14 protein-coding genes are annotated in these 13465 nt (G+C 73.1%); 8 read left to right on the top strand and 6 right to left on the bottom strand.

What is annotated here, in order from left to right; genetic code table 11:
• The first annotated feature begins 133 nt into the window (after nucleotides 1–133).
• Nucleotides 134–1168, top strand: a complete 1035-nt coding sequence (locus AC1DYZ_RS00710; RefSeq protein WP_477063311.1) for a zinc-dependent alcohol dehydrogenase family protein — start codon at nucleotides 134–136, stop codon at nucleotides 1166–1168.
• Here AC1DYZ_RS00710 and AC1DYZ_RS00715 read toward each other — a convergent pair.
• Together AC1DYZ_RS00715 and AC1DYZ_RS00720 are read right to left on the bottom strand one after the other, a co-directional pair.
• Nucleotides 1155–2108 (bottom strand): DMT family transporter, encoded by a 954-nt coding sequence (locus AC1DYZ_RS00715; RefSeq protein WP_477063312.1) that lies wholly within the window; start codon nucleotides 2106–2108, stop codon nucleotides 1155–1157. The genes AC1DYZ_RS00710 and AC1DYZ_RS00715 overlap by 14 nt on opposite strands.
• Before the next feature lie 555 nt (nucleotides 2109–2663).
• A complete protein-coding gene (locus AC1DYZ_RS00720) occupies nucleotides 2664–4274 on the bottom strand; it encodes an HNH endonuclease signature motif containing protein (protein WP_477063313.1) in 1611 nt (536 codons plus the stop codon).
• A gap of 579 nt (nucleotides 4275–4853) precedes the next feature.
• On the opposite strand from AC1DYZ_RS00720, the gene purS reads away from it, so the two are divergent.
• From purS to AC1DYZ_RS00750, 6 genes are all read left to right on the top strand, one after another.
• Nucleotides 4854–5108, top strand: coding sequence for a phosphoribosylformylglycinamidine synthase subunit PurS (gene purS / locus AC1DYZ_RS00725; RefSeq protein ID WP_477063314.1), 255 nt, complete (start codon nucleotides 4854–4856; stop codon nucleotides 5106–5108).
• Entirely contained in the window at nucleotides 5105–5800 is a 696-nt protein-coding gene (gene purQ / locus AC1DYZ_RS00730; RefSeq protein ID WP_477063315.1) for a phosphoribosylformylglycinamidine synthase subunit PurQ, read from the top strand. The genes purS and purQ overlap by 4 nt, the downstream gene beginning before the upstream one ends.
• Before the next feature lies 1 nt (nucleotide 5801).
• Nucleotides 5802–6773 carry a GNAT family N-acetyltransferase gene (locus AC1DYZ_RS00735; RefSeq protein WP_477063316.1) on the top strand — a complete coding sequence of 324 codons (972 nt, stop codon included), beginning with the start codon at nucleotides 5802–5804 and terminating at the stop codon, nucleotides 6771–6773.
• 184 nt (nucleotides 6774–6957) lie between these two features.
• On the top strand, nucleotides 6958–8043 hold the full coding sequence (locus AC1DYZ_RS00740) for an LLM class flavin-dependent oxidoreductase (protein WP_477063317.1): 1086 nt from the start codon (nucleotides 6958–6960) through the stop codon (nucleotides 8041–8043).
• 9 nt (nucleotides 8044–8052) lie between these two features.
• Nucleotides 8053–9429, top strand: coding sequence for an NtaA/DmoA family FMN-dependent monooxygenase (locus AC1DYZ_RS00745; protein WP_477063318.1), 1377 nt, complete (start codon nucleotides 8053–8055; stop codon nucleotides 9427–9429).
• The gene (locus tag AC1DYZ_RS00750) at nucleotides 9429–10226 is read left to right on the top strand and encodes a DUF1684 domain-containing protein (protein WP_477063319.1); all 798 of its coding nucleotides are present in this window, start codon (nucleotides 9429–9431) and stop codon (nucleotides 10224–10226) included. Before AC1DYZ_RS00745 ends, AC1DYZ_RS00750 begins: the two co-directional genes overlap by 1 nt.
• On the opposite strand, the gene AC1DYZ_RS00755 is transcribed toward AC1DYZ_RS00750, so the two are convergent.
• Nucleotides 10223–10540 (bottom strand): hypothetical protein, encoded by a 318-nt coding sequence (locus AC1DYZ_RS00755; RefSeq protein ID WP_477063320.1) that lies wholly within the window; start codon nucleotides 10538–10540, stop codon nucleotides 10223–10225. The genes AC1DYZ_RS00750 and AC1DYZ_RS00755 overlap by 4 nt on opposite strands.
• Before the next feature lie 109 nt (nucleotides 10541–10649).
• Here AC1DYZ_RS00755 and AC1DYZ_RS00760 point away from each other — a divergent pair, with 109 nt between their 5' ends.
• Nucleotides 10650–11132, top strand: coding sequence for a pyridoxamine 5'-phosphate oxidase family protein (locus AC1DYZ_RS00760; protein ID WP_477063321.1), 483 nt, complete (start codon nucleotides 10650–10652; stop codon nucleotides 11130–11132).
• A gap of 4 nt (nucleotides 11133–11136) precedes the next feature.
• Here the strand turns inward: AC1DYZ_RS00760 and AC1DYZ_RS00765 are convergent, their stop codons facing one another.
• Genes AC1DYZ_RS00765 through AC1DYZ_RS00775 form a run of 3 tightly spaced genes read right to left on the bottom strand, consistent with a single transcriptional unit; the run spans nucleotide 11137 to nucleotide 13460 of the window.
• Entirely contained in the window at nucleotides 11137–11748 is a 612-nt protein-coding gene (locus AC1DYZ_RS00765) for a DUF1345 domain-containing protein (protein ID WP_477063322.1), read from the bottom strand.
• A 42-nt stretch (nucleotides 11749–11790) separates the two neighbouring features.
• Nucleotides 11791–13050, bottom strand: coding sequence for an O-succinylhomoserine sulfhydrylase (locus tag AC1DYZ_RS00770; protein WP_477063323.1), 1260 nt, complete (start codon nucleotides 13048–13050; stop codon nucleotides 11791–11793).
• Nucleotides 13047–13460, bottom strand: a complete 414-nt coding sequence (locus AC1DYZ_RS00775) for a rhodanese-like domain-containing protein (protein WP_477063324.1) — start codon at nucleotides 13458–13460, stop codon at nucleotides 13047–13049. The genes AC1DYZ_RS00770 and AC1DYZ_RS00775 overlap by 4 nt, the downstream gene beginning before the upstream one ends.
• Nucleotides 13461–13465 lie beyond the last annotated feature (5 nt).

Consider the following 13465-nt stretch of genomic DNA (forward strand, 5'->3'; position numbering starts at 1 on the left):
CCGCGCGCGCTCCGCCCCCGCGCCGCGCTGCGTGCCGGTCGCCGCGCCGCGCTCGCTCCGCCCCCGCGCTGACCCGCCCCGCCCCGCCCCGCGCTGCGCCGATCGCCGCTGCGCTTCCGGGAGGATGTGCGCCATGCGTGCAGTGGTGATCGACCAGTTCGGCGTCCCTCCGACCCTGCGCGAGGTTCCCGCGCCCGCCTGCCCCGCCGACGGCGTCGTCCTGCGGGTCACGGCCACCGGCGTGTGCCGCTCGGACTGGCACGGCTGGCAGGGTCACGACGACGACATCACGCTCCCGCACGTCCCGGGCCACGAGCTGGCCGGCGTCATCGTCGAGATCGGGCCCGGCGTCCGCTCCTGGGCCGTCGGCGACGAGGTCACCGTGCCGTTCGTGTGCGCCTGCGGCACCTGCCCGGCGTGCCTGGCCGGCGAGCACCAGGTCTGCGAGCGGCAGCGGCAGCCGGGCTTCACCGACGACGGCTCGTTCGCGGAGCTCGTCGCTCTCCACCACGCCGACGTCAACCTGGTCCGCCTCCCGGCCGGCATGTCACCGGTGACCGCCGCGGGGCTCGGCTGCCGGTTCGCCACCGCCTACCGCGCCGTCGCCGTCCACGGTCGCCCCGGTCCCGGCGACTGGGTCGCTGTGCACGGCTGCGGCGGCGTGGGGCTCTCCGCCGTGATGATCACCGCTGCCGCCGGGGCGAAGGTCCTCGCCGTCGACGTCGCTCCAGCCGCGCGCGCGGCGGCGCTCGAGATGGGCGCGACCGTGGTCCTCGACGGGTCCGGCGACGTCGGTGCCCAGGTTCACGCCGTGACCGGCGGGGGAGCCGCCGTGTCCATCGACGCGCTGGGCAGCCGGGAGACCGCCGCCGCCTCGATCCTGTCGCTTCGCCGCCGCGGTCGGCACGTCCAGGTTGGCCTCCTGCTGGGTGTCGATGCCGACCCATCGCTCCCGATGGGTCGCGTCATCGGCTGGGAGCTCGAGATCTACGGCAGCCACGGCATGGCGGCGCACGAGTACCCCGCGATGCTCGCCCGGATTGCGTCGGGGGAGCTGGACCCGTCCCGCCTGGTGGGCCGCACGATCCCGCTCGCCGACGCCCCCGCAGCCCTCGCCGCCCTGAGCGCGGGTTCCGCCGGCCCGGGCATGACGGTCATCGTTCCTTGACGAGGTCCACCGTGTCTCCGGTCGGCTCCGGCGCGGCGACCGCGGCCGTCCGCCGCCGGGCCGCTCCCCGCTGCGTCAGAGCGACGCCGGCGAGGACCACCGCCCCGCCGACAGGCTCGTACCAGTGCAGTCCCTCGTGCAGGACGAGCACGCCGAGCGTCGTGGACACGAGCGGGATCACGTAGGTGACGCTCGCCGTCACCGTGGCACCGGCGATCGCGAGCACCCGCCAGAAGAGCACGTAGGCCAACCCGGTCCCGCCGAGCCCGAGCGCGAGCAGCGCGAGCGCGGGTGCGGGCGCGAGCGGCCCGGCCAGCGGTGTCGAGACGGCGAACGGCAGGATCACCAGCGCGCCGACCGCGAGCTGTATCGCCGGCAGCGCCACGTTCGACAGCCCCGTGCTGGTCAGCCGCCGGCGGCTCCACGCGTTGCCCAGCCCGTAGCAGAACGTGGCCCCGAGCAGCATGAGCCCGCCCGCCAGGTCGATCGCGCCGGAGTCCCACACCCCGAGCAGCACCGCGATCCCGGCGAACCCGATGACCAGGCCGCCCACCTGCACCCGGTCCGGCCGCTCCGCCGGCAGCAGGATCGCCACGAACACCGCCGTGAACAGGGGAGTTGTCGCGTTGACGAGCCCGGCGAGCACCGAGCTGACCCGCTGCTCGGCGAGGGCGAAGAGCACGAACGGGATCGCCGTCATCACCGCGCCCACCACGACGAAGTCGCCGATCCGCCGCCGCTCGACCCTGACCTTCTCGCGCCTGACCAGCAGGATCAGCCCGAGCATGGCGAACCCGACGACGATCCGCCCGAAGGCGACCTGCGTCGGCGCGAACGTCTGCAGCGCCGTCGCGATGAACAGGAAGCTGCATCCCCACAGTGCCGCGAGCAGCAGGTACGGGCCGATCCAGCCGCTCGTCGAGGGTGCGGCAGAACTCATGGGCGCATCCTCTCCCGCCGCACTGGCATCCCTGACCATCCCTCCATGCCCATCACACCCTTCTTCGGTCGAGCGCCGCCGCGGGATTGAGCCGTCACCGACGTGCGGTCCCTCGAGGCGGACCCCATCGGTCGACGGCGGCCGCAGATCGGGCCCGTGCCCGCTTCAGGGGTCCGTCGCCCAGTGAAGGTGATACCTCTGTAGACGCCGATCGGGCAGGGAGTGTGAGCCCACCTCGACATCTGGCGGGCTCGATGACTTCGCGCCTCGGAGGGCTCCTGCGCGGAAATCGCGCGCGGACTGTGCGTGCCGGGTCGTCGAGCGCGCCATGGAGGCCACCGTTGGAGGAGAGAGCCGCAAACGAGCGTCGCTAGGCATCCTGGAAGGGCTGGCCGCAGAGGGCGGCGGCAGAAGGCTGAGCCGCCGGCGGCGTGTCAGAAGGGGGGCGCCCGAGCGACGCCGTCGTCGTCGAAAGGTGGTCGCTGAAGAGTCGCGTCAGAAGGGCCGGGCGCGCGAGCGACGTCTTCGTCAGAAGGCGGTCGCCGAAGAGTCACGTCAGAAGGGCGGGTCGCCGAGGTCTGCGGGTGGCGGTGGTGGCGGTCGGTGTTCGAGCGCTTTGGGGCTGACGTAGACCGGGATGGGGTGGCGGGCGTAGGTCAGTCCGTGCCGGTCGGTCCAGGTGGAGACCCCGGTGGCGGGGTTGTAGGTGACGTTCCACCAGCCTTCGGTTTTGGCTTGGTGGTGGTGCTTGCACAAGGCGTGCAGGTTCGCGTCGCAGGTCTGCGGGTCGTGCCCGTCGAGACCGGTCTGCGGGTCGTGCCCGTGGGAGTCGGCGTGTGGTGCGCCCGCGCCCGGGGAGGGTGGTCGGTGGTGGTCGTAGGGGATGCGGTGGTCGATCTCGCAGCGGGTGGCGGGTTGGCGGCAGCCGGGGAAGGTGCAGGTCACGTCCCGGGCCTGGATGGTGCGGGTCATGTCCGCACCGGGCCGGTAGGACTCGGTGCCCACCGAGCAGACCTGCCCGGTGTTCGGGTCGGTCAGGACCCTGCGCCAGGTGGCGTCTTGGGCGAGCTCGCGGGCGACCTGCGCCGGGATCGGCCCGTAGGACCCGAGGAACCCGGGGGCGTCGTCCAGGCCGAGCAGGGTGGTCGCGGCGACGGAGAGTTGGAGCGCGGCGCGTTGCCCGTGCCGGGTCGGCAGCGGGGTCCCGTCGGGGGTGGTCTGGCGGTCCAGGATGCCGGTGAACACGTCGCTGAACGCGTCCGCGCGGCGTTGATCGACCGTGCGGGTGTCTCCGTCGATGCCGGCGTGCCCGGCGAGGGCGTCGATGGCGGTGAACGCGGCGGTCGCCTCGGCGGCGGGTAGGTAGGCGACCAGCCGGGCCATCGCATCCGGCGCCAGCACCAGCTCGACCGCACGCCGGTCCCGTTCGGCGACTCGTCGCTTCTCCGCGACGCCGGGGTTCAACGCGATGAGCGCGGCGCGTACGTGTCGGGTCAGCTGCGGGGCGGTCATCTCACCCGCGCGATCGACCGCGTCGGCGACCACCCGTTCACGGTCGCTGAGGGGTACGTCTGCGCCTGCCTTGCTCAGCTCGTCCAGGATCACGTCGACCTTGCGCGCCTCCACGGCGCCGGCCGCCCACGCGTCGCCCAGGGCGGGGTGCTGGGCGGCGCCCCAGGCGCGCAGGAACACGAGCTCCGCGGCCCGCTTCGTGCACACCAGGGCGCACGCGAGCTCATCGGGCACGTGCCGCAACGCATCCGGGGTCCGGGCACCGAGCTCCCGGGCGAACGACCCCTGCAGGGCTTGCAGCATGGTGATCGCCTGCTGCGACGCCGCCACCGCGTTGACCAGGGCCGCCCCAGACACGTCAGCGACCGGCACCGCGGCCAGCATCGCCACCAGATCGGCGACGTCGACGCCGGGCAGCGGGAAGTCCTCCACTGCAGCCAGATCGATCACCCGCGCACCGAGCTGAGCCTCCGGTGCGGCATCGGGGCGCCCGCCGTGCCCGGAGTCCGCCCACATCAGCGCGGACGACAGTGGTGCGGCGGGGATCGAGTCCGGAGATGACAAAGCCAGAGCGGGCGCCATCGCCGTGGCGCCGCGGACGGGCGCGTTCACAACGAGGTCATCGACCAGGAGATCGCCGAGTACCGCCGTCACTGCCGCCACCTCTCGCCGCGTGAGCCATTCGATCCGGACATAGAACAAATGTACGACCGACCACTGACATTCACTCTTGACCACGACAAATGCGATCCCCAGGCGCGGCGGGAGTAAGTAGCGCAGCCGTCCGAGTCCAAGGCGGCGGTTCTCGCCCCCTGGTCGGTAGTCGGTAGTCGGTAGTCGGCAGTCGGTAGTTGGAGAACGGTCACCGCCCGCGTCCGTATGGGCCAGCCGGCGAGGGCTCGCCCCCTGGTAGGTGGCCAGCAGTCGGGAGAACGGACCCCCGCCCGCGCCCGTTGGGCCAGCTGGCGGGGGCTCGCCCCCTGGTCGGTGGCCAGCAGTCGGCAGAACGGGCGCGTCGGCCCGTGTCGGTATGGGCAGGCGAGCCCGCGGGGTCCCGACGACCTCGCCGCGGCGGACGTCCTCCACACCGCCCTCACGGGCCAAGCCCCGCCGGTCGACGGGGTTCATCGAGAGACCCGTGGCCACCGACTGAACGCCTGCGCAGAGGCGCCCCGCTCACTCGCTAGAATCGCCGCGACCCCCCACCGCCGCGCGAACACCTGGAGCCCTTTCGTGGGACGAGTCGTCGTCGATGTCATGCCGAAGCCCGAGATCCTCGACCCCCAGGGCAAGGCCGTCGCCGGCGCCCTGCCGCGGCTCGGGTTCGGGCAGTTCGCGTCCGTCCGCCAGGGCAAGCGGTTCGAGCTCGAGGTCGACGGGCCGGTGACCGAGGAGATCCTCGCGGCGGCCCGCGCGGCCGGCGAGCAGGTGCTGTCCAACCCGGTGATCGAGGACGTGGTCGCGGTGTACGAGGACAACCAGGCATGACGCGCATCGGCGTCGTCACCTTCCCCGGCACGCTGGACGACCGCGACGCAGCGCGCGCGGTCCGCCTCGCGGGCGCCGAGGCCGTCTCCCTCTGGCACGGCGACGCGGACCTGCACGGGGTCGACGCCGTCGTCCTGCCCGGCGGCTTCTCGTACGGCGACTACCTGCGCGCGGGCGCCATCAGCCGGTTCGCGCCGGTCATGGGCGAGATTGTCGACGCGGCGAACAAGGGCCTGCCGGTCCTCGGCATCTGCAACGGCTTCCAGGTGCTCACCGAAGCCCACCTGCTGCCCGGCTCGATGATCAAGAACGACCACCTGCACTTCGTCTGCCGCGAGCAGGTCCTCTCGGTCGACAACGTCGACACGGCCTGGACCCGCGACTACACGGCGGGGGAGCACATCACGATCCCGCTGAAGAACCAGGACGGGCAGTACGTCGCCGACGAGCACACGCTCGACGAGCTCGAGGGCGAGGGCCGCGTGGTCTTCCGCTACCAGGGCTGGAACCCCAACGGCTCCCGCCGCGGCATCGCCGGCATCTCGAACGCCGCGGGCAACGTGGTCGGCCTCATGCCGCACCCGGAGCACGCGGTCGAGCAGGGCTTCGGCCCCGACGGCGCCCAGGGGCCCCGCACGGGCACCGACGGCCTGCGCTTCTTCACGTCCGTGCTGAAGGCGCTGGTCGGCTGAGTTGAGCACGACCCTCGCCCTGGTCGGCTGGGACGACCCCGACGCCGCGCGCCTGCGCACCGCCCAGCAGGACGAGCTCCGGGACCTCTACGGCGAGGACGACATCGGCCACACGATGACGGGCGAGAGCATCCTCGCGATGGTTCTCCTGCGCGTCGACGGTGAGCCGGTGGCGTGCGGCGCGATCCGCGACGCCTCCGACGAGGGTCTCGGCGACGGCGTCGGCGAGCTCAAGCGCATGTTCGTCGTCCCCGACGCGCGAGGCCGCGGGTACTCCCGCGCGGTGCTCACGGAGCTCGAGGACATCGCGCGGAGCAAGGGGCTGCAGCGGCTCGTCCTGGAGACCGGCGTGCTGCAGTCGCAGGCGATCGGGCTGTACCTGTCCGCCGGCTACCACTCGATGGACAACTTCGGGGAGTACGCGACCGAGACGGCGTCGCGCTGCTTCACCAAGGACCTCGACCGTCAGCCGCGCGAGCGCCGCACGGCACCGCGCCCCCCGATCGAGCTGGCCCGCGTCCCGTGGACCGACGAGGACGCCACGGCCCTGCGCAAGGAGATGTTCGCCGACGGTGGCATCCGCTACCCCGAGTTCGACGCGCCCGAGTCCTACGAGGCCTACGACGCCGAGACCGGCGTCGGCATGCTCTCCACGGTCGTCGCACGCATCGACGGCCGAGCGGTCGGCTGCGCCTCGCTGCGCACCACGGGCGACGGCTTCCCGGAGGGCTCCGGCGAGCTCAAGAAGGTCTGGGTGGCCGACGAGGCCCGCGGCACCGGCGTGGCCCGCGCGCTGCTCGCGGCGATCGAGGACGATGCCCGCGCGCACGGCCTGACCAGCGTCGTCCTGCAGACGGGCATCCGGCAGCCGGAGGCCGTCACGCTGTACCGCACCGCCGGCTACCGGCCCGTGCCGCCGTTCGCCCCCTACGCGGACGACTTCCTCTCGCTGTGCTTCGCGAAGGACATCTGAACACCCGTCTCACATCGCGGGAACTTCCGACCGAACCCTGGTCAGAGCGTCGACTCGTTCTTACCTTGTGCGCGCCATCCCGAGCGACCGAGAGACCTGGCTCGTCGACGTCGCAGCAACCCCCCGGCCACCTGGGTGCGGGTGCTCCTGCCAGGACCGATGCGCCCGACGACCGGAAGACACGATGACCCTCCCTGACACGTTCCCCGTCGCTGTCGAGCTGACGGCCGCGGGCCTCCACCCCGCCGCCTGGCGCCTGCACCCGACCGACCCCTTCGCGGCACAGCACTGGGTCCGCCTCGCGCGGGCGGCCGAGAGCGCCGGCGCCACGTTCGTGATCGTCGACGACTCGGCCGCGCCGCCCGTCGAGCGCCCCGGCGCCCTCGTCGGCGGCCTGGACGCCGTGGGCGTCGCCGCCCTCCTCGGCCCGCTGACCGATCGCGTGGGTCTCGCGCCCGTCGTGCCGGTCACCTACCGCGAGCCGTTCCACGTGGGCAAGGAGATCCAGACGATCGACCACGTGAGCCTGGGCCGCGCGGCGGTGCAGGTCGATGTGGCTGCGCCCGCGGGCGACAGCGGCGCGGGCGCCGAGGCGCTGCGGTACGACGAGCGCGTGCCGCGTGACGTGGCGGCGCTGTGGCGCGAGGCCGACGACGTGCTCGAGGTGCTGGGGCGGCTCTGGGACAGCTGGGAGGACGACGCGATCGTCCTCGACGCCGAGCACGACCGGTACATCGACCGCACCCGCGTGCACGCCATCGAGTTCAGCGGCGAGTTCTTCTCGGTGCAGGGCGCCTCGATCACCCCCCGCTCGCCGCAGGGCCGCCCGGTCGTGATCGTCCGCGGCGACGAGCCGCACGCCCGCGAGGTCGCCGCACGCCGTGCGGACATCGTGCGGGTTGCCGACGAGGCGACCGTGCCGCTCGTGCGGGCGGCCGCGGCGGAGGCCGGACGCGAGGTGATCGTGCTGCTCGACGTGGACGTCCTGCTCGGCACGTCCGACGACGACGCCCGCGCACGCCTCGCGGCGCTCGACGCCCTCGAGCCGTGGACCACGGACGCGATCGTGGCCGGCCCGCAGACCGCGTCGACGACCCTGGCGGCGCTCGTCGAGAGCTCCGGCGCCGACGGCCTGACCATCCGCCCGCTGGCCCTCGCGAGCGACCTCCCGCTGCTCGGCGCCGCGATCACCCCCGTGGAGCAGAGGACGAGCCTGCGCGACTCCCTCGGCCTGCCCCGCCCCACCAGCCGCTACGCGGCCGCTCGCTAAGGACCCCCGATGCCCAAGCAGATCCACCTCGCCGCGCACTTCCCCGGCGTCAACCACCACACCGTCTGGACCGACCCGAGCCACCACGCCGACACGCAGTCGTCGTTCGCGTCGTTCCAGCACCTGGCCGCCACCGCCGAGCGCGGGCTGTTCGACTTCGTGTTCCTCGCCGAGGGTCTGCGCCTGCGCGAGCACCGCGGCCAGCTGGTCGACCAGGACGTCGTCGGCCGCCCGGACACCTACGCGGTCCTGGCCGCGCTGGCCGGCGTCACGTCGAGAGTCGGCCTCGCCGGCACTATCAACGCGACCTTCAACGACCCGTACGAGCTCGCCCGCCAGTTCGCGACGCTCGACCACCTCTCGGCGGGCCGCGCCGCGTGGAACGTCGTGACCTCGTCGGACGCCTTCCACGGCGCGAACTTCCGTCGCGGCGGGTACCTCGCCTACGAGGACCGGTACGAGCGTGCGCGCGAGGTCGTCGAGACCGCCCGTGCCCTGTGGGACGCGTGGGCCGCCGACGCGGTCGTGGCCGACGCCGCGTCGGGCGAGTTCGTCCGCCCCGGCTCGCTGAGCACGATCCGCACGGGCGGCCGGCTGGTCGACATCGAGGCCACGCCGACGATCCCGCGCCCCCCGCAGGGTCACCCGGTCATCCTCCAGGCCGGCGACTCCGACGGCGGCCGCGAGCTCGCCGCACAGGTGGCCGACGCGGTCTTCTCCCGGCACAGCGAGCTCGCCGACGGCCAGGCGTTCTACACCGACGTCAAGGGCCGCCTCGCGAAGTACGGCCGACGCCCCGAGGACCTGCTGATCCTGCCGGGGGCGTCGTTCGTCCTGGGCGACACCGAGGCCGACGCCGAGGAGAGGCTGCGCGCGATCCAGCTCCAGCAGGTCCGGCCCAGCGTCGCGCGCTCGTTCGTCGAGCAGGTGTGGAACCGCGACCTGTCGGAGTACGACGTCGACGGCCCGCTGCCCGCCATCGACCCGCTGGTCGACGCCCCGTCGATCACGAAGGGCCGCGCCTCGCACTTCCGCGACCCGCTGGCCATCGCCAACCAGTGGCGTGAGCTGTCCGAGGCCAAGGGCCTGTCCATCCGCGAACTGGTCATCCGGGTGATCGGCCGCCACTCGTTCGTCGGCACGCCGGAGCGCGTGGCCGCCGAGATCGACCGGTACGTGCAGGAGGACGCCTCTGACGGCTTCATCCTCGTCCCGCACCTGACGCCGCACGGGCTCGACGAGTTCGTCGACCGCGTGGTCCCGCTGCTGCAGGAGCGGGGCTCGTTCCGCACGTCCTACGAGGGCTCGACCCTGCGCGAGCACCTCGGACTCCCGCCGGCCGACGCCTTCGGCCGCACCGCCGACGCCGATGTGAGGGCCAGCTGATGACGACCACGACCGAGCGCTCCGCCTTCGTCGCCGAGTGGGAGGACTGGCACGCCACCCGCGAGGCCTACTTCCGTCAGCCGCACGGCTGGGTGGCGATCACCGCGCTGCACTGGCTGTCCGCCGAGCCGCGCGAGCTCGCGGACGTCCCCGGGCTCTGGTCGGCGGACGGTGTCGTGCGCATCGAGGCGGTTGCCGACGACGGTCTCGTCCTCCCGGACGGCACGACCGTCGACGGCGTCGCGACGATCGACCCGGTCGAGGGTGCGCCTGGCCTGCAGGTCCGCGCGGGTGACCTTCTGCTCGAGGTCGCCCGCCGCACGGGCCACGCGATCGTCCGCGTGCACGACCCGGCCGCGCCGCACCTGGCCGCGTTCGAGGGCATCCCGGCGTACGCGCCGTCGGAGGACTGGGTGCTGACCGGCCGCTTCGAGCCCTTCGACGAGCCGCGGACGGTCACCACGGGGGCGGTCGTGGACGGGCTCGAGCACCACCACACCGCGGTCGGCACCGTGCAGTTCGAGGTCGCCGGGATCCCGCAGTCGCTCATCGTCTTCGACGGCGGCGCGCGTGGGCTCAGCGTGCTCTTCCGCGACGCGACCAGCGGCGTCACCACGTACCCGGCGTCGCGCACCCTCGCGCTCGGCCCGGTGGCGGACGACGGCACGGTCACGCTCGACCTCAACCGCGCGTCCAACCTGCCCTGCGGTCTCACGCAGTTCGCGACGTGCCCGATCCCGCCGCCGGAGAACGTGCTGACGGTCGCGGTCGAGGCCGGGGAGCAGTGGGTCCGCTAGCCCTTCGAGGCCCGCACGCGGGCGATCTCCGCGAACCGCATCCACTCGTCCTCGAGCGCGGCGGGCAGCGCGACCCAGTCGTAGAAAAGCCGTCCGCTGTCGCCGGGTGACCAGATCGTGACGCCGGGCAGCGCCAGCGCCTCGGCGTACTCGGCGCTGTCCCGGCCGAGCTTGACCACGAGGCGGTCGCCGCCCACGTGCCCGGCGAACATGGTCGAGCCCACCTTGAGGATCGGGCGGCCCATCATCTGCGCCCGCGTGGCGCCACGCGCGACGAGGTCGTCGGCGATCGCGTCGTAGTCGCTGTCCGTCATGGACCGAGCATCCCGCGCCCCTCCGACATGCGACAGCCGCGCAGCGTGCCTACGGTGGGCCGGCCGCCGCGGTCAGCAGCCCCGCGAGCGCGCCGCTCGAGGAGGACGCATGACGAACGAGGACCAGCAGGCCAAGGTCGCGGGACTGATCAAGGACGCGCGGATCGCGATGCTCACCACGGTGTCGGCGGACGGCTCGCTGGTGAGCCGGCCCATGGGTGTGCAGGACGTGGACTTCGACGGGGACCTGTGGTTCTTCGCCGAGGAGGGCAGCCACAAGGTGCACGAGGTCGAGGGCGGGAGCCCCGCCAACGCGGCCTTCTCGGACTCGACGGCCTGGGTCTCGGTCTCCGGTCGCGCCGAGGTGGTCCGCGACCGCGCCAAGATCGCGGAGCTGTGGGGCACCTCGGCCGAGGCCTGGTTCCCCGACGGTCCGGAGACGCCGGGCGTGGTCCTGGTCGTGCTCCGCGGCGAGACGGCGGAGTACTGGCACGCCAAGGGCGGCCGCCTGACGACGGCGTTCAGCCTGGTCAAGGCCAAGGTCACCGGCGAGCGCTACGACGGCGGCGAGAACGAGACCGTCCGGCTCTGAGCGGTCACATCGACGCGACGAGGTTGACCAGCAGCGCGATGATCACGGTCCCGAACAGGTAGCTGAGCAGCGCGTGCCCCAGCGCGGTGCGCCGCATCGCGGACGACCCGAGGTCGGTGTCGGAGATGGCGAAGCTCATGCCCACGGTGACGGCGACGTAGGCGAAGTCGGTGTACCGCGGCGCCTCCTGCATGTGGAAGTCGATGCCGCCGGCACCGTCGCTCAGGTACATCCGCGCGTACCGCAGCGCGAACACGGTGTGGATGGCGGCCCACGACGTCAGCACGCTGGCCAGCACCGCGATCGTCGGCAACAGCTGGCCGATCTCCTTCTCGACGAGCACGATCCCGACGCCCGCGAGCGTCACCACGGCGGCGGCGAGGACGACCGCGTGGGCGCCGAACCGCGTCGGCTCCTCCCGCGTGGCGTGCGACGCGGTGTCGTCGGGGCCCATCGACGAGATCGCCGCCCACGTCCACACGACGAAGACCGCGGCCACGGTCGCCCAGCCCGCCAGGATCGCGGCGACCGCCGACGACCAGCCGATGATGCCGGCGACGACGACCCCGGCCAGCACGCCGACCAGCAGGCGCACCAGTGACGACGAGTTGCTCACGCCGTCAGTGTTCCGCGCCGGACCGACGGGATCGGGGAGGCGTCAGCCGGCGAGTGTGTCGAGCGCCTGCGCGAGGTCGTCGATCAGGTCCGCCGGGTCCTCGAGGCCCACCGAGAGCCGGACGGTCGTCTCGGCGATGCCGACGGCCGCGCGTCCCTCAGGACCCAGCTTGCGGTGCGTGGTCGTCGCGGGGTGCGTGACCATCGACTTGGCGTCGCCGAGGTTGTTCGAGATGTCGACGATCCGCAGCGCGTCGAGCACGCCGAACGTGACCTTCTTGGCGACGTCGGGCTGCGCGCCCTCCGGCACCGCGAGGTTGAACGTCACGACGGTGCCCCCGCCGGACTGCTGCGCGAGCGCGAGCTCGTGCTGCGGGTGCGAGGGCAGGTACGGGTAGCGGACCAGCGAGACGCCGGGCTGCTGCTCGAGCCACGTGGCCACCTGCAGCGCCGACGCCGTCTGGTGCCGCACACGCAGCGACAGCGTCTCCAGGCCCTTGAGCAGCACCCACGCGTTGAACGCCGACAGCGACGGGCCGGTGTTGCGGATCAGGGTCTGCACGGGACCGTGCACGTACTCGTCGGTGCCCAGGATCGCGCCGCCGAGCACGCGGCCCTGCCCGTCGATGTGCTTGGTCGCGGAGTACACGATGACGTCCGCGCCGAGCTCGAGCGGGCGGGAGAGCACGGGCGTGGCGAAGACGTTGTCGACGATCACGGTCGCGCCCGCGGCGTGCGCGAGCCGGCTGACCGCGCCGATGTCGACCAGGTCCTGCATCGGGTTGGACGGCGTCTCGAAGAACACCACGTCCGCCGGCGTCGACAGCGCCTCCTCCCACTGCGACAGCTCGTGGCCGTCGACGTAGTCGGTGCGCACCCCCCACTTGGCCAGGATCTCCTCGAAGATCACGACGGTGGACCCGAAGAGCGCCCGCGCGGACACGATGCGCGACCCCGACTGCACGATCGCGGCGAGGGACGTGAAGACGGCGGACATGCCGGACGCGGTGGCGTACGCGGCCTCGGCGCCCTCGAGCAGGCGCAGGCGCTCCTCGAACGTGGACACCGTGGGGTTGCCGTAGCGCGAGTAGAGGAAGCGGTCGGCCTCGCCGGCGAACGCGGCCTCGGCCTCGGCGGCCGCGTCGTAGACGTAGCCCTGCGTGAGGAACAGCGCCTCGGAGGTCTCCTGGAACTGCGAGCGGACCAGCCCGCCGCGCACGGCGAGGGTGTCGGGGCGCAGGTCGGTGCGCGGGGTGCGGCGGTCGTCCCAGTCGCCGGGACCGGGGACGCGGCGGGGGCTCATGCCTGGCGCCAGGGCAGACCGGCGGCACGCCAGCCGGAGTGGCCGCGGTGGCCGTCCGCGCCGACGTCGCCCTCGAAGCCCTCGAGCACGTTGTAGGCCGGACCCAGTCCCGCCGACGTCGCGGCCTGCGCGGCGGCGATCGAGCGCACGCCCGAGCGGCACAGGAAGACGACGGGCCGCCCGGCCGTGACGCCGGCGTCGGCCAGCTGCTTGAGGAACTGCGGGTTGGGCCGTCCCGACGGGTACGACACCCACTCGACCAGCGCGGAGCGACCGTCGATCTGGGCGGGGTCGGGGATGCCGACGTAGCGCCACTCGGCGTCGGTCCGCACGTCGACGAGCACGGCGGTCTCGTCGGTCGTGAGGAGGTCCCAGGCCTGCTGGGGGGTCAGGTCGCCGGCGTAGCTCATGCAGA

This window comes from Cellulomonas sp. P1_C4, assembly GCF_056406355.1.